Genomic DNA, 16,073 nt, shown 5'->3' with positions numbered 1-16,073 from the left:
GCGCACCCACCGCTGCCCTACTGGAACGACTGGAGTCCTCATGTCCGCTTCGATCTTCGCCGCCGTCGAGATGGCGCCCCGTGACCCGATCCTTGGCCTGAACGAGGCCTTCGCCGCCGACACCCGCGCCGAGAAGGTCAACCTCGGCGTTGGCGTGTACTACGACGACAACGGCAAGATCCCGCTGCTCGCCGCCGTGCGCGCTGCCGAGAAGGCCCGCCTCGAAGCCATGCCGCCGCGCGGCTATCAGCCGATCGAAGGCCCTGCCGCCTACAACAACGCGGTGCAAGGCCTGCTGTTCGGCAAGGACTCGCAGCTCGCCACCAGCGGCCAGACCGTCACCATCGAAGCCCTGGGCGGCACTGGCGCCCTCAAGGTTGGTGCCGACTACCTCAAGCGTCTGGTGCCCGGCGCCACCGTCTATATCTCCGACCCAAGCTGGGAAAACCACCGCGCACTGTTCGAATCCGCCGGCTTCCCGGTCGAGAACTACCCCTACTACGACGCCGCCTCCCGTGGCGTGAACTTCGCCGCCATGAAGGCCAAGCTCGACAGCCTGCAGCCCGGCTCGGTCATCGTGCTGCACGCCTGCTGCCACAACCCGACCGGCGCCGACCTGTCGGACGCGCAGTGGGACGAAGTCGTGGCCGTATGTCGTGAGCGCGGCCTGATTCCCTTCCTCGACATGGCCTACCAGGGCTTCGCCGAAGGCATCGACGCCGACGCCGTGGCCGTGCGCGCCCTGTCGTCCAGCGGCCTGCAGTTCTTCGTGTCGAGCTCGTTCTCGAAGAGCTTCTCGCTCTACGGCGAGCGCGTTGGCGCGCTCTCCATCGTCACCGCCAGCAAGGAAGAAGCGGGCCGCGTGCTGTCGCAGGTCAAGCGCGTGATCCGCACCAACTACTCCAACCCGCCGATCCATGGTGGCGCCATCGTCGCCGCGGTGCTGTCCTCGCCCGAGCTGCGCCAGATGTGGGAAGACGAGCTCGGCGGCATGCGCGAGCGCATCCGCGCGATGCGCACCGGCCTCGTCGACCAACTCAAGGCCGAAGGCGTGGCGCAGGACTTCTCGTTCGTGATCAAGCAGCGCGGCATGTTCTCGTACACTGGCCTGACTGCAGCGCAGGTCGAGACGCTCAAGGCCGACTTCGGTATCTACGCCGTATCGACCGGCCGCATCTGCCTGGCCGCGCTCAACTCGAAGAACATCGGCTACGTCGCCAAGGCGATCGCACAGGTGGTCAAGGGCTGAGCCCAATCGCACCAAGGCGACGGAGCAGCAAAAAAACGCTTCTTCGCCTTGACGAAGGCGCGCCCTATGCCTAAAATGCGCGCCTCTGTTCCCCGATAGCTCAGTCGGTAGAGCGCCGGACTGTTAATCCGTAGGTCCCTGGTTCGAGCCCAGGTCGGGGAGCCAAGTTTAAGGACTTGGTGTTTCTCCAAGGAACAGCAGGTCGCAGCAGTAGGCTGCAAAAGGTAATTCCCCGATAGCTCAGTCGGTAGAGCGCCGGACTGTTAATCCGTAGGTCCCTGGTTCGAGCCCAGGTCGGGGAGCCAGCATCAAGCAAAAAAGCCAATCCTTCGGGGTTGGCTTTTTTGCTTGCTTTTCCAACCCCGAAGGTCAGTGACTTCGAGGCAACAACACCGACCAGCTGAACGCCTGGGCCTCGGGGCCTGGGTGAGCCGAGTAAGGCTCACGGGACTCGCGACGAGCCCCGGTCGGGGAGCGAGCCCCCCTCCAATCACACCCCGTGTCGCCGCCGATGCTGGCGCGAACCTGCGGAACCCTCGCCGTCTGCATAAGCATGGCGGGCCGCAGTCATTTCGGCCAGTACCGTCGCAACCTTGTGGTTGAGGGTACCCTTGGGGATCACGCCCTTTGCGTCCGGCTCGCCCGCCTCGACACCGGTCAGTACGGTCATCGCCTCGTCCACCGTTGACACGGCGTGGATGTGGAACCGGCCTGCGGCGGCCGCCTGCACGACGTCCTCGCGCAACATCAGGTGGCGTACGCTGGCCGCGGGGATCACCACCCCGTGCGAGCCATCCAGGCCGCGGGCGCTGCACAGGTCGAAAAAGCCCTCGATCTTCTCGTTGACGCCACCAATTACCTGCACCTCACCAAACTGGTTCACCGAGCCAGTGATCGCGAAGCGCTGCTGGATCGGAATCTGCGTCAGCGCCGACAATAGCGCGCACAACTCGGCAAGCGAGGCAGAGTCGCCCTCGACCGGCGCGTAGGACTGCTCGAATACCAGGCTCGCCGACAGCGACAAGGGTTGGTGACGGGCGTAACGTGCGGCGAGAAAGGCGGACAGGATGAGCACCCCCTTGGAGTGGATGGCACCGCCGAGTTCGGTCTCACGTTCAATATCGACCACGTCGCCCTCGCCCATACGCACCGTGGCAGTGATGCGCACCGGATGGCCGAAGCGTTCGCCGGCGAGTTCGACAACGACCAATCCGTTGATCTGGCCGGCACGCTCGCCATCGGTGGAAATCAGCGTCGTACCGTCGAGGATGGATTCGCGCACCCGGGTCGGATAACGGCTGCAGCGACGCACGCGCGCAGCCAGTGCATCCTCCACCTCGACGCGCGTGCTCGTGTCTCGCCGCTTGAGCCGGGCATGGTGGTCGGCCTCGCGCATCAGATCCGACAGCGAGCGGGTGTTCAGCGACAGGCGGCCGGAATCTTCGGCGAGGCGAGAGGCCTCCTCGACAAGGCGGGCGACACCGCTGCTGTCGAAGGGCAGCAGGCCGGCGCTGCGTACGAGCAACGCGATCAGGCGCGCATACTCGCGCTCGTTCTCCGGCGTACGCGGGAGGTCGTCGTTGAAATCGGCTGCGACCTTGAACAGGTCGGCAAACTCGGGATCGTGCTCCATGAGCAGGTAATACACGTCACGATCGCCGATCAGCACGACCTTGAGTGCGCTCGGCACTGCCTGCGGCTCCAAGGTCAACGCACCACTCCAGCCTTGCGCCTCGGCAGGCGGCTCGATGCGGATCTCTCCCGCACGCAGGCAGCGCTTGAGCCCCTCCCATGCGAATGGCTGCGACAGCAGGCGCTCGGCGTCGAGAACCAGGTAACCGCCATTCGCGCGGTGCAGCGCCCCGGCACGGATCAGGTTGAAGTGGCTGACCTGGTTGCCCTGCTGCACTACATGCTCGATCCGGCCGATCAGGTTGCCATAGCCAGGATTGTTCTCGAACACCACCGGCGCCCCTTGCGAGGCCGAATGATCGACCAGCAGCTTGACCTGGTAGCGGTGGTAACGCGTGTTCTCCTCCGGCTCGGAGACATCGTCCTCATCCTCTTCGAGCATGGTGCCCTTGATCGCGCTGTCGAGCACATCGTGCTGCACGGCATCGACGAAGGCCAGCACCTCGGGCAAGTCGGCATGCGCCTCGCGCACCTCACGCAGCAGGTGGGACACGGCAGGCCCCAAGACCTCGTGCTCGGCGCGCTCGATCGACTCGCGCACCGCCTTGCGCCAGCCCGGGAAGTCGTTGAGCAGGTCCTCGAGCTTCTCGCTCCAGGCCGTCACGCGCGCTTCGATCTGGTCACGCTCGGCCTCGGGCAAGGCCTCGAAGGCTTCTGGCGACATCACCTCGCCGTCGCGGATCGGCGCGAAGACAAAGCCTTCCGGGGTCTGCAGCAACGATATCTGCTCCGCGGCACAGGCCTGCCCCAGCTCGCGCAGAGCCCCCTCCTCGCGTGCCTTGTGCGCGTTCTGCAGGGCCTCGACACGCTCGCTGTGCGCATCGCTGTCCAGCGCTGCAGCAAGCGCCGGGCCGAGATCGCGAATGAAGGTCTGCATGTGCGCCCGCAGCGCTGCGCCCCGCCCGGCAGGCAGGGTGAGCAGGCGCGGCTTGAGCGATTCGTCGAAGTTGTGCAGATAGCACAGGTCGGGCGGTACCGGCTCGCTCGCCGCACGTTCGCGCAGCAGGCGAAAGGTGGTTGCATGCTTGCCACTGCCCGCCTCGCCGAGCACGAACACGTGGTATCCGGTGTGTCCCATCGCCAGCCCGAAGCGAATCGCCTCCACGGCGCGCTCCTGGCCAAGGTCGCCGGCATGGTCGGCGAGCGCCTCGGTGGTATCGAAACCAAGTGAATCGGGGGTGCAGTGCTTACGCAGTGCCGTTGCCGGCAGTGGCACGAGGTCGGCCATGTTCGAGTATTCTCCAGATGCCGCAAGTCGCGTCGGCGCGCCATGATACACCCTGGCTCTGCCGGCTCATTGAGCGCGGCCCGCTGCCCGTGGAGGTCGCATGTGGCACCAGCCCTCCCAACCCGCCTTGCACCCCCGCGCCAGCGTGCCGATAATCCAGTCACACCACTGCGCAACGACCATGAAAGTCATCCCGATCCAGCACGCAGCGGCGGCGCCCTCGCCTGCCGACCCTGCAAACAGGCCCGCTCCCGGTCTTGCCCTGTTCGACCGGCGCGGGCGCAATGTGCGTGATCTGCGCATCTCGGTCACCGATCGCTGCAACTTCCGCTGCGTGTACTGCATGCCGCGCGAGGTGTTCGGTGATGACTACCCCTTTCTGCCACGGGCAGACTTGCTGTCGTTCGAGGAGATCGTTCGCGTGGCGCAGCTGTTCGTTGCCCGTGGCGTGCGCAAGATCCGCATCACCGGTGGCGAACCGCTGCTGCGCAAGGACATTGACCGTCTGATCGGCATGCTGGCCAGGCTCGACGGCGTCGAGATCACACTGACTACCAACGGCGTGCTGCTGCCCAAGCTGGCGCAAAGGCTCAGGAACGCGGGTCTGCACAGGGTCACGGTCAGCCTTGATGCACTGGACGACACGCTGTTCCGACGCATGAACGACGCCGACTACCCGGTAGAGAAGGTCCTCGAAGGCATCGAGGCTGCACGTACGGCCGGTCTCGGGCCGATCAAGGTCAACATGGTGGTCAAGCGCGGCACCAACGACAGCGACATCGAGGCAATGGCGACCCACTTCCGCCACAGTGGGCACATCCTGCGCTTCATCGAGTTCATGGACGTCGGCGCGTCGAACGGCTGGAAGATGGACGAAGTGCTGCCCTCGCGGGACGTGATCGCGCGCATCGACCGCGTCCATCCGCTCGAGCCGATCGACCCCAACTACGAGGGCGAAGTTGCCGAGCGCTGGCGCTACAAGGATGGAGCGGGCGAGATCGGCGTGATTTCCTCGGTCACCCAGGCCTTCTGCTCCACCTGTACGCGCATCCGCCTGTCGACCGAGGGCAAGCTCTACACCTGCCTGTTCGCGCAGGCGGGGCATGACCTGCGCGCCCTGTTGCGCAGCGCGGACGAGGCGGCAAGCGTCGACGCCCGCCTCGATGCCGCGATCGCCCAGGTGTGGCAGCAGCGCGACGACCGCTACTCGGAGATCCGCACGGCCGAGACCGCAGCCCTGCGCAAGATCGAGATGTCCTACATAGGCGGCTGAGACGCCCCCGTCCGCCGCCCAAGCCCGCTCACTCGCGGATCGCCTCCAGTTCGAACAGCAGTTCGACCTCGTCGCCGACCATGCCGCGCTCGATGCCGTAGGTCATGCCCCACTGGCTGCGCAGCAGCGTGGTGCGCGCCGAGATGCCCAACGTATGCTTGCGGTGCCCGAACGGATACACCGCCGCCTTGTTCAGCGCCACCTCGAGGGTCACCGGGTGGGTCTGGCCGAGCAGGGTCAGCTTGCCGCTGAGCTTGCCGGTGTTGTCGGCGTTGGGCTCGAACGTGGTCGCCTCGAAGACGATCTCGGGGAAGCGCTTGGCGTCGAGGAAATCGCTGTCGCGAACATGGCGATCGCGTGCGCCGTGGTTGCTGAACACGCTATCGGCGCTCACCACGACACGCCCCGAACTCAGCGCACGGGTTTGCTCGTCGTAGACGAAGTTGCCACTGGCTTTCTGAAACAGGCCTATCACCTTGGCGTAGCCGATGTGATCGACCTTGAAGGCGATCGCAAAGTGGTCGGGGTCGATACGGTAACTGTGCGACTGCGCCCATGCAGGGCTCGCTAACGCCGCGGCGAGCAGCGTCGCGGCGCCGATCAGGGCGTTGCGGGCACAGCGGATCGGTTCGGTCTTCATCCTTCTCTCCTCCGGTTGTCAGCGGTCCCGCCCCGGACTGCGCGGTGCAGCCAGTGCACATCGACCGCGAAGGACCACGCCAGCAACGCCAGCGCGGGCAACAGCAAGGTCGTCGCCAACGAGGCGTCGACCAGTGGCAGCAGGCATAGCAGCAGGCTCGCGACCTGCACGACGCACACCAGCTTGCGCCTGTCGCTGTCGGGCAAGGGAGCGCCCAACCACGGCCAGCGCAGCATGGCGGCGACGAAGCCGTAACGCATCAGTCCGATCGCGAGCACCCAGGACCCGGCCTTGCCCATCTGCAACAGGTGCGCACAAAGGACGAGGATCAGCAGGGCATCGAGTTCCATGTCGAAGCGTGCCCCGTACGCACTGGCGCAGCGCCAGCGTCGTGCCACCCAGCCGTCGACGCCATCCAGCACCAGCGCCAGCATACTGATGGCGGCCAGCAGCCACGCCCATTGTGCCCCCCAGGCAGGCGCGAACAGCGCCCCGACCAGCATGCACACCAGCACTGCGCGCACCAGCGTGACCTGATTGGCGGGCCCCATACTGCGCTGGGGATCCCCCCAGAAGCGGGCGAGCAGCAGGACGATGACTGCGAGCGCCACCGTCGCACCCACCAGCGCTTGCACCGGCATGGCAGCGAAGACGCAAGCCACGATGCCTCCGCCCAGCAACATCAGCAGTGCGAGCCCCAACTCCTGCCAGAGCCTTGGCATGTACCCCCTCCCGCTCGACACCTCGCCGAGGCCACCACGCTGCACGCTTCACCTCCCACTTGTCGCCACGACTGACCGCTCCCGACACCGTCGCCCGCTGGCCCGCGAGGACCCGCGAGCCGCCTGCTAACATACCGCTTTCGATCACCAGATTACGCATCGGGTTCGCCCGCGCGACCAATTTACGCATGCCCGCTACCAACCTCGCGTTCTGGAGCCTGCCACCGGATCGGGGCGAGCTTCGCCCCGCGCCACTGCCGCCGCTCGCCGACGGCGACGTTCTGGTGCGCGCGCTGTACAGCGCGATCAGCCGCGGCACCGAAAGCCTGGTGTTCCGTGGCGAGGTTCCGCGCTCGGAATACCAGCGCATGCGTGCGCCTTTCCAGGAGGGCGAGTTTCCCGGGCCAGTCAAGTACGGTTACATCAGTGTCGGCATCGTCGAGGACGGCATCGGCTCCCAGGCCGCCGCGCTCCGGGGGCAGACCGTTTTCTGCCTGCACCCCCATCAGCAGCGCTACATCGTCCCTGCCAGCGCCGTGCTGGCGCTCCCCCCCGGAGTGCCACCCGCGCGTGCGGTACTTGCCGCAAACATGGAGACGGCGATCAACGCCTGTTGGGACGGCAGCCCAGCCGTCGGCGACCGTATCGCGGTGATCGGCGCCGGCGTGGTCGGCACCTTGATCGCCTGGCTGTGTGCACGCATCCCCGGCACCGAGGTAGAACTGATCGATGTCGACGCCGAGCGTGCGGCGCTCGCCACGGCGCTCGGCCTCGTCCATCGCGCACCCGGGGCGGCGCGCCCGGAATGCGACCTTGTCTTTCACGCCAGCGGCAATCCAGCCGGCCTCGCGCAAGCGCTCGAACTCGCCGGCCAGGAGGCCAGCATCATCGAGGTGAGCTGGTACGGCCAGCGCAACGCCACGCTCGCCCTCGGCGCCGCCTTTCATTCGCGCCGGCTCGTCCTGCGCGCCAGCCAGGTCGGCCATATCACTGCGCCGCGCGCGCCGCGCTGGGACTACCGCCGCCGCCTGGAACTCGCGCTCGCGCTGCTCGTCGACGATCGGCTCGATGCACTGATCAGCGGCGAGCACCCTTTCGCAGCCCTGCCCGCACTCATGGCACGCCTGGCGCACACGCCGGCTGGCGCCCTGTGCGAGCGCATCCGCTATGACTGACCAACCGGAGCACCTGCATGTACAGCCTCAGCGTCCGCGATCACATCATGATCGCCCACAGTTTCCAGGGCGAGGTTTTCGGCCCCGCCCAGCGCGTCCACGGTGCCACCTATGTCGTTGATGCATGCTTTCAGCGCCCCGAGCTCGACGCCGATGGCCTGGTGGTCGACATCGGTCTCGCCAGCGATACGCTCAAGGCGGTGCTCGCCGAACTCAATTACCGCAATCTCGACGATGAGCCGGCCTTCAGCGGCCGCAACACCACCACCGAGTTCATGGCACGGGTGATCTTCGAGCGCATGGCCGCAGCCGTCCGCAGCGGCCGCCTTGGCGAGGGCGCGCGCGGGCTCGAGCGGCTGAAGGTCACCCTGCACGAATCGCACATCGCCTGGGCAGCCTATGAGGGCGGGCTTTGAACCAGACGCCAGCCTTGACATCGGACCGATCTCCATGAGCCGCCGCGTCGATCTCGTCGTCCCGGGCGACCCCGCCCAGCTCACCGGCGGCTACCTGTACGACGCAAACATCGCCGCCTCGCTGCGCGCACAGGGCTGGACGGTCACCGTGCACGGCCTGCCCGGGCGCTTCCCCGACGCCGATGCCCAAGCGCGCGAAGCCTTCGATGCCACATTGTCGGCGCTGCCTGCGGGCCGCCAGGTGGTCATCGACGGACTTGCTCTGGGTGGGCTACCTGAGCTTGCGCATGCCCACGCCGGTCGCCTGGACCTCATCGCCCTCATCCACCACCCGCTGGCCGACGAAGGCGGACTATGCACCACGCTGCAACGCTGCCTTCTGGCCTCGGAGCGCGCAGCCCTGGCCGCAGCCCGTACCGTCATCACTACCAGCCGCCACACCGCACGGCGGCTTGCGCATTTCGGCGTGCGACCCAATCGCCTGCAGGTGGTCGAGCCGGGGGTACGCGCCTTGCCCCTCGCCGCGGCTGATGCCGACATACCCAAGCTCCTGTGCGTAGCCAGCCTGACCCCGCGCAAGGGCCACGGGCTGCTGGTGGCGGCACTCGCGCGTGTTGCCGACCTCGACTGGCAGTGCGACTGCATCGGCAGCCTCGCACGCGACCCCGTGCATGCGGGCACGATCGCCGCTCAGATCGCCGCTGCCGGCCTCGACGGGCGCGTCCGGCTAAGCGGCGAATGTACGGATGATGCGCTCTGCGCAGCCTACGCCGCAGCCGACCTTTTCGTGTTGCCCTCGCGTTACGAGGGCTACGGCATGGTCATCACCGAGGCAGTCGCCGCCGGACTGCCGGTACTGACCACTTCGGGTGGCGCTCTGGGCGAAACCCTGCCGCATGGAGCCGGGCTGGCGCTGCCGGTCGATGACGTCGATGCCTTCGCCAGCGCGCTGCGTGCCTTGCTGAGCAACCGCGAGCACAGGCTGCAACTTCGCGATGGCGCCCGCCGCGCCCGTTCCAGCCTGCGCGACTGGACGCGTGCAGGCTTCGAGTTCGCCACCGCACTCGACCGCCACGCAGCTACGAACCACCTAGCGCAAGGACGCCATGCATAGCGACCAAGGCAAAGCCGGGGATCGCCACGGACAAGAGGGCATGCATACCGATGCGGTTTTCAGCATCGACTGGCTTGCGCTGCGACGCCCGGCCGATACCGCCGCCCGCGCACATGCGCTCGAAGCGCGCGCCCGCGCCTGGCTCGACGCTCGCCGCGGCGGCAGCCCGCGTGCGCTGCATCTCGTGGACCTGGGCAGCGGCAGCGGCGCCAACCCTGCGCACCTTGCCCCCCGACTGCCTGGCCTCCAACGCTGGACCTTGGTAGACCGCGACAACGCACTGCTCGTACATGCGCGACATGCTTGCGCCTCACTATGTGACGCCGAAGGCAAGCCGGTGAGCGTACACACCCGGCTGCAGGACCTCGCTGCGCTGGATGAACTCACGATCGGCGAGGCCGACCTGGTGTGCGCCTCGGCGCTGCTCGACCTGGTCGACGCAACCTGGATCGAGCGTCTTGCCGCCGCCTGCGACGCTCACGGCAGCGCGGTGTTCGTCACCCTGAGCGTGGATGGCAGCTGGCGCTTCGAGCGCCTGTGCGCCCCCGAGTCCAGCGCAGCCGGCGTGCCGGTGTGGGAGGCGGACACGGACGTGGACGACCCCGTGGTGAACGAAGCCTTCAATGCGCACCAGCGTGGCAACAAGGGCATCGGGGCCGCACTCGGGCCGGACGCTGCGGCCTGCCTCGCCACCGCATTGCGCACGCGCGGCTTTGACGTCGAGCTTGCAGCCAGCCCTTGGCAACTGCAGCTCGATGACTCAAGGCAGTCACAGCTGGCCCGCACCCTCATCGATGGCTGGCGTGAGGCCGCATGTGCGCAGTTGCCGGCCATGGCCGAGCGCATCCGGCGCTGGCATGCGCGTCGCCAAGCCTGGTGTGCCGGAAACAGTGGTCGCCTCGTCGTCGGCCACGTCGACCTGTTTGCAAGCCCGCCGCGGTCAAGCACTTGAGCCAGGCCAGGGCGATGGATACGCAGCGAAGGGGCGCCGGCGCGGCGGCGGACGGCGGACTACCCGGATTACCGATACACGAACGCGCTGCCAAGCCCACGCACCGCCGCCTCGCCCGCCTGTTGCCTGCGCTGCGCGTTGCCTTCAGTTGCGGCCTCCTGGTCGCGCTCGTGCTGTGGCTGAAGCCCTCTACCCTGCTGGCTGCACTTTCCGCCCCTCACCCCGGCTGGCTGGCGCTGGCGCTGGCGCTGAGCCTGCCCCAGGTTGCGCTGTCGGCCTGGCGCTGGCAGCTGACGGCACAGCAGCTTGGCGTGCCGCTCGGTTTCAGGATGGCACTCGCCGAGTACTACCTGGCCACCCTCCTCAACCAGCTGCTGCCCGGAGGCGTCATGGGCGATGCCAACCGCGCGTGGCGACACGCACGTACGACCACCGGCACAGCAGGGCGCGGCACCTCGGCCTGGCACGCGGTGCTGATCGAGCGCGTTTCCGGTCAGTTCGCGCTGCTTCTGGTCGCCTTGCTGGCGCTCCTCACCGCACCGAGCCTGCGCGCCGCACTGGCTCGCGTGCTTGACTCGGACAGCAGCGCGGCGGGCTCGATGACGACGTTCGCCATGACGACACTCATTGCGGCACTCATGGCATTCACACTCGGCTGGCTGTGGCGACGACGCCCCGCCGTGCTTGCGAGCCTGACCACCGCGCTCAGGCAAGCACTGTTTGCACGCAAGGTGTTGCTCAAGCAGCTGCTCGCATCGCTCCTGATCGTTGTCAGCTATGTGGCTGTGTACCTGTGCTGCCTGCTCATGCTTGGCTCAGCCACCCACCCCGGCGAGGCCCTGCCGCTGATCCCCTGGGTGTTGCTGGCGATGGCGCTGCCGCTGTCGATTGCCGGCTGGGGCGTGCGTGAAGGTGCTGCGGCCCTGCTATGGTCGGCCGCCGGACTGGACCCCGCGCAGGGCGTCGCGATTGCGATCGCCTATGGCGTGGTCGTGCTGCTGTCCAGCCTGCCAGGCGCGCTGGTGCTGTTCCGGCAGCGCCGCTAAATACCGCGCTCGTCGCCGAAGTCGAGGTCGAACAGCACGTCATCGCCGCAGGCAAAGTAGCGGCAGCGCGGCCGCAAGGCGCCTTCGAGCGTATCGATGACCGGCAGGCTGAGCCCTGGCCGGCCCGAGCCGATGAGCATCGGCGCCACCAGCACATGCAGGCGGTCGAGCACGCCTGCCTCCAGGAAGCCCGATACCGTCAAGCCGCCGCCCTCGACCAGCACACGCCTGCATCCCTCGGCATGGAGCGCCTGCACCACTTCAGCCGGGGCAAAGCGTCCCTCTCGGGTCGGCAAACGCAGCATACGGACTTGACCCTCTGCCCTCACCTCACCCGCGCCTTCGCCCCGAATCAGCAGGCAGGCTCCGCTACCATCGGCAAACATGCGCGCCTGCGGCGCGGCGCGGCCGCTGGGATCGAGCACTACCCGCAGCGGCTGTGGGCCGCTGACATGGCGCACCGTAAGCAGTGGGTCATCCGCATTGAGCGTGCCCACACCGACCACCACCGCATCAGCCACGGCGCGCAGGCGGTGCAGGTGTGTGCGGGCCTCGATTCCGTTGATATAGTGCGAGGCTCCGCTTTGAGTGGCGATGCGTCCATCCAGGCTCTGGCCGATCTGGGCGACCGTCCACGGCCGGCAGCTGGCGACCAGCGGCAGGAAGGTGTCGAGCAAGGCCTCCGTCACCGCATCGACCACGGTGTCGCACCGCCAGCCACCACCCGCGACCACACGGAGCCAGGCGCCGCCCGCCTGGAAACTTGTCTCGGGCTGCGCGGACCAATCGTGCGTGCACGCTTGAAGAATGCAGGACCAGCCCCAATCTTGAGAGCGTTGTAAGCTCGCCATACAGAATCCATTGAACAAAGCGGTTCGCGCCTACAGTCTGTTGCCATGTCCGGCAGTTGCGCAATGATGAACCCGATAACCCGAACGGAGAACACCGAATGCGCCAAGCCGAGCGTGCCATTTTCGACCTGCGACGCGGACTTCCCATCGTGTTGCGCCACCAGGGCGCGCAGACGCTCGTGCTCGCGGTCGAAGGCCTGTGCGACGCCACGCTCTCTGCAGCCGGCACACTCACGGGCGTCTCACCCGCACTCGTGCTGAGCCGCCACCGCATGGCTGCCCTCGGCCATGTCGTCACGGCCGAGGCGGTGAGCCTCGTCTTCGATCAGCAGCCTATGGACGTTGAGCTGCGTGCCCTGGCGTGGACGCGCGGGGCGGCACTGCCCCACGGCGTCCAGCTAGTGGACGCCGACCAGACCAATCTTGCGGCACTGCGTCTTCTTGCCCGTGCCCAGCTTGTCCCTGCCGCACTGGCCTTTGCCGTGCCGGAGGCTGCGCGTAGTGCGGTCGAGCACGAGCTGGCCGGCGGCCAGTTGCTGGCGGTAGAGGCCGACGAGGCGCTGCGCCTGTGCAGAAGTGGGCCTGGCCTGCTGACCCGAGTCAGCGAAGCCCGCGTTCCGCTCGCTGAGGCCGAGAACAGCCGCTTCGTGCTGTTCCGCGAAGCCGACGGGGTGCATGAGCATGTAGCAATCGTCATCGGTGACCCGGGCCGGTGGCCGCAGGCCGTGCCCGTACGCCTGCATTCATCCTGCCTCACCGGCGACCTTTTCGGCAGCCTGCGCTGCGACTGTGGCGAACAGCTGCGCCGCGGCGTGGCCGCGATCAACGAACAGGGCGGCGGCGTCCTGCTCTATCTCTCCCAGGAGGGGCGTGGTATCGGGCTCGCCAACAAGCTGCGCGCCTACGGCCTGCAGGACGAGGGCCTGGACACGATCGATGCGGACCAGGTCATCGGCTTCTCCAAGGACGAGCGCGATTTCCGAGTCGCGCACGAGATGCTCGATCAGCTCGGGATTGCCAAGGTCATGTTGCTGACCAATAACCCAAGCAAGGTGGAGGCGCTGCAACGCGCCGGCATCAACGTCGTCGAGCGCCAGGCGATCTACGGCGACGTCACCCGCCAGAACGAGCGCTACCTGCAGACCAAGGCAGATCGGCACGGTCACTGGCTGCACGACCTGCTCAGTGAGCAGGACGAGCCGGCGTCAGCCGAACCCGAACGTCTGCCCGCGCCCGGCACGGCTGGCGGCGCCTGAGGCACATCTTTCGTATGCGGGTTGCGGCGCGGTGAATCGGGGACTGCACGCCGCCCATCCGCCGCAGCCGCGGGCCTTAACCGCCCCGGCTCAGGCACTCGAGATCAAAGGCCGCGGCGTCCTCGATGACGCGTACGAGCGCAGCGGCAAAGTGCTCGACCAGGCGCGACCCCAGCGCCGCATCGGCGAGCGCTGCGTTGCCGGTCACCCCATGCGGGTTGAGATCCTGCGCCATCCAGGCAAAGCCAGCCTCGCCCTCGGGCCCGAGCAGGTTGCCTTTGGCGTCCATGGCCTGGCCGAGCGAGGCATGGTTCGCCAGCACCTCGCACCTGACCTTGTGCGGTGCAAGGTGAAGCATCATCGCGGTTTCCAGCGCGCCGCCATGCAGGCCGTGGCGCAACTCGGCCGCTGGCAGCGCGTCCTCCGGGGGCGCGAAGCGGAAGTAGTTTGCGCGTACAACCAGCATGCCATGCGCAGCTCGCAGCTTGAGCGCAGCCATATCCACAACAGCCTTGTTGCCGCCGTGGGTGTTGAACAACACCAATCGCCGCAGCCCCGCGCGCGCCACGCTATCGCCCAGCTCACAAACGGTGGTCAGCGCACACTCCGGGCTCAGGCTCAGCGTACCCGCGAATGCAGTGTGCTCCAGGCTCAAGCCCACGGCGAGGGCAGGCAGTACGCAGACCCGCCGCTGCGGGTCAAGCTGCGGCAGGGCTGCACGCAGCAAGCCCTCGGCAATATCGAGATCGGTCGACAGAGGCAGATGCTCGCCATGCTGCTCGACCGCTGCCAACGGCAGCACCGCCACCGCATCCTCGGCTGCAAGGCAACGGATCTGTTGCGGGGTAAGGTCGAGCCAGTTCGAAACCGCAGCGATTTTGTCCATGTCGGCAAAGTTGGGGCGAAGAGATCGGCTGCGTCCGATCATAGCCGGATCGGGGCGGCCTCGGTGAGCAGGTACCGGTGATGACCAGACAATCGCATGAAGCGCCGCGGCAAGATGAGTACGGGCGGGGGGACAACGAAGACCTCGCGGTCCGCACCGCAGCTGCAACCGCGTTCGCCGCTGGTGCACGTGCGCTTGGCCTCGTCGTGCTGCCGCTGTTCGTGCTCAACCTCCTGCTCACCTTTGGCAACGAGTGGCCCACCCTGTGGCCGCGGCTCGAGTGGCGGCTATCCACCGAGCTTGCCGCCTTGCTGGTGGCGCTCGCCATCTGGATCGGCTGGCGCGGCGCACTCGGGCAGCGCATGCTTGGCGCGCTTGCAGCGCTCGGCAGTAACTGGGTGGTGATGCACTACATCAACGTCACGGTGCCGTCGATCTTCGGCCGCCGACTCAACGCCTACTGGGACAGCCAGCACCTATGGGCCGTCATCAAGATGAGCGTCGAGAACAAGGCCTTCGCCACTGCTCTCACACTGATCGTCGCCGGACTCGCGTTGGCACTGCTATACGCGATCGTGAGGCTGTGCATGCTCCCACTTGTCCGCGCAGCGGAACACGACCTCACCCGGCGCCTGCTGCTCTTTCTCGGGCTCGCGGTGTGCGCGCTGTCGGTCGCCCAGCCATGGCAGCCCGAGCGGCTGCGCCCATTGCTCGCTCCACCGGTCAGTGCCCTGCTCGCCGAACAGTCGCGCCTGCTTGTGCTTGCGCTGTCCGCCGACGCCCAGGGCGGGGGCCTCGGCCCGGGGCCGGTTTTCTCGGGCACTGTCGATGCGCTCGGTGGAGCGGACGTGCTGATCGTGTTTGCCGAGGCCTACGGCGCAATAACGTTCGACAAGCCGGACATTGCCGAAGCGCTGGCGCCGTCACGAGCACAACTCGCCGCTGCGATCGCCGCCGGCGACCGCCATGTCGTGTCCGCCCGGCTGGTCGCGCCCACCTTCGGCGGCGCGTCCTGGCTTTCCCATGCCAGCCTGCTGGCGGGTATGGATACTCGTGATCCGCGCAACTACCAACAGTTGCTCGCCAGCAGCCGGCCGAGTCTTGTGAGCCACTTCGCCGCCAATGGTTACCGCAGCGTAGGCTGGCTGCCTGGCATTCAGCGCGCCTGGCCGGAAGGCGCGTTCTACGCTTTCGACCGCTATGCCGACGCCGAGCGCATCGGCTACGAGGGACCACACTTCGGCTTCTGGCGCATTCCCGACCAGGCCTCGATGGCGCTCATCCACCACCAGGAGTTCGGCAAGGATTTCTCGGCGCTCCCGGCGTCGCAACAAGAAGCCGGCCCCCGCCACCGGCAGCCGCGTCTGGTGGTGTTTCCCACCGTGACCACGCACGCGCCCTTCCGCGCACTGCCGCCCTTCACCGCTGACTGGTCACGCCTGCTGGGCGCGGACGCCTATACCATCGACGAGCGCGATGCCGCCGAAGGCGTAGCCGTGGCATGGTCCAACCCCACGCCAGCCTACCTGGCCTCGATGCGCTACCAGTTCGACTGGCTGGGGGGCTACCCCCG

The 16,073-nt window shown here is 67.3% G+C and carries 14 protein-coding genes and 2 tRNA genes; 11 read left to right on the top strand and 5 right to left on the bottom strand.

Annotation, left to right across the window (positions count from 1 at the left end; translation table 11 throughout):
* The first annotated feature begins 40 nt into the window (after positions 1-40).
* From B447_RS12460 to B447_RS12450, 3 genes are all read left to right on the top strand, one after another.
* Complete coding sequence (locus tag B447_RS12460; RefSeq protein ID WP_002930075.1) at positions 41-1,249, top strand: amino acid aminotransferase; 1,209 nt, start codon at positions 41-43, stop codon at positions 1,247-1,249.
* Positions 1,250-1,338: 89 nt separating this feature from the next.
* A tRNA-Asn gene (locus B447_RS12455) sits at positions 1,339-1,414 on the top strand.
* A 64-nt stretch (positions 1,415-1,478) separates the two neighbouring features.
* Positions 1,479-1,554, top strand: a tRNA-Asn gene (locus tag B447_RS12450).
* 185 nt (positions 1,555-1,739) lie between these two features.
* Here the strand turns inward: B447_RS12450 and B447_RS12445 are convergent.
* Positions 1,740-4,169, bottom strand: a complete 2,430-nt coding sequence (locus B447_RS12445; RefSeq protein WP_002930076.1) for a Lon protease family protein — start codon at positions 4,167-4,169, stop codon at positions 1,740-1,742.
* Between the two features lie 181 nt (positions 4,170-4,350).
* On the opposite strand from B447_RS12445, the gene moaA reads away from it, so the two are divergent.
* A complete protein-coding gene (gene moaA, locus B447_RS12440; RefSeq protein WP_002940502.1) occupies positions 4,351-5,442 on the top strand; it encodes a GTP 3',8-cyclase MoaA in 1,092 nt (363 codons plus the stop codon).
* A 28-nt stretch (positions 5,443-5,470) separates the two neighbouring features.
* Here the strand turns inward: moaA and B447_RS12435 are convergent, their stop codons facing one another.
* Both B447_RS12435 and B447_RS12430 read right to left on the bottom strand, forming a co-directional pair.
* Entirely contained in the window at positions 5,471-6,082 is a 612-nt protein-coding gene (locus tag B447_RS12435; RefSeq protein ID WP_002940500.1) for a YceI family protein, read from the bottom strand.
* Positions 6,079-6,804 carry a CDP-alcohol phosphatidyltransferase family protein gene (locus B447_RS12430; RefSeq protein ID WP_037982775.1) on the bottom strand — a complete coding sequence of 242 codons (726 nt, stop codon included), beginning with the start codon at positions 6,802-6,804 and terminating at the stop codon, positions 6,079-6,081. Before B447_RS12430 ends, B447_RS12435 begins: the two co-directional genes overlap by 4 nt.
* 188 nt (positions 6,805-6,992) lie before the next feature.
* Here B447_RS12430 and B447_RS12425 point away from each other — a divergent pair, with 188 nt between their 5' ends.
* The 5 genes from B447_RS12425 to B447_RS12405 are packed head-to-tail and all read left to right on the top strand — an operon-like array spanning position 6,993 to position 11,507.
* Positions 6,993-7,979: a zinc-dependent alcohol dehydrogenase gene (locus tag B447_RS12425; RefSeq protein ID WP_002940495.1), complete on the top strand. Its 987-nt coding sequence runs from the start codon at positions 6,993-6,995 to the stop codon at positions 7,977-7,979.
* Positions 7,980-7,996: 17 nt separating this feature from the next.
* On the top strand, positions 7,997-8,395 hold the full coding sequence (locus B447_RS12420; protein WP_002940494.1) for a 6-pyruvoyl trahydropterin synthase family protein: 399 nt from the start codon (positions 7,997-7,999) through the stop codon (positions 8,393-8,395).
* Positions 8,396-8,429: 34 nt separating this feature from the next.
* Positions 8,430-9,509, top strand: a complete 1,080-nt coding sequence (locus B447_RS12415) for a glycosyltransferase family 4 protein (RefSeq protein ID WP_002940493.1) — start codon at positions 8,430-8,432, stop codon at positions 9,507-9,509.
* 40 nt (positions 9,510-9,549) lie between these two features.
* Positions 9,550-10,461, top strand: a complete 912-nt coding sequence (locus B447_RS12410) for a class I SAM-dependent methyltransferase (protein ID WP_002940491.1) — start codon at positions 9,550-9,552, stop codon at positions 10,459-10,461.
* A 14-nt stretch (positions 10,462-10,475) separates the two neighbouring features.
* On the top strand, positions 10,476-11,507 hold the full coding sequence (locus B447_RS12405) for a lysylphosphatidylglycerol synthase transmembrane domain-containing protein (protein WP_002940483.1): 1,032 nt from the start codon (positions 10,476-10,478) through the stop codon (positions 11,505-11,507).
* Here the strand turns inward: B447_RS12405 and B447_RS12400 are convergent.
* On the bottom strand, positions 11,504-12,358 hold the full coding sequence (locus tag B447_RS12400; protein WP_157384672.1) for a RibD family protein: 855 nt from the start codon (positions 12,356-12,358) through the stop codon (positions 11,504-11,506). The two genes, B447_RS12405 and B447_RS12400, sit on opposite strands and share 4 nt — an antisense overlap.
* Before the next feature lie 98 nt (positions 12,359-12,456).
* Between B447_RS12400 and ribA the strand changes: the two genes are divergently transcribed.
* Complete coding sequence (gene ribA, locus B447_RS12395; protein WP_002930102.1) at positions 12,457-13,614, top strand: GTP cyclohydrolase II; 1,158 nt, start codon at positions 12,457-12,459, stop codon at positions 13,612-13,614.
* Between the two features lie 76 nt (positions 13,615-13,690).
* Here the strand turns inward: ribA and B447_RS12390 are convergent, their stop codons facing one another.
* On the bottom strand, positions 13,691-14,500 hold the full coding sequence (locus B447_RS12390) for a creatininase family protein (protein ID WP_002940478.1): 810 nt from the start codon (positions 14,498-14,500) through the stop codon (positions 13,691-13,693).
* A gap of 80 nt (positions 14,501-14,580) precedes the next feature.
* Here B447_RS12390 and B447_RS12385 point away from each other — a divergent pair.
* Positions 14,581-16,073: hypothetical protein (locus B447_RS12385; RefSeq protein WP_002940476.1), on the top strand; the 1,493-nt coding region annotated here is incomplete at its 3' end.

It is taken from the genome of Thauera sp. 27, assembly GCF_000310125.2.
GTDB lineage: Bacteria > Pseudomonadota > Gammaproteobacteria > Burkholderiales > Rhodocyclaceae > Thauera > Thauera mechernichensis.
This window is presented reverse-complemented; position numbering and strand designations above follow the sequence as displayed.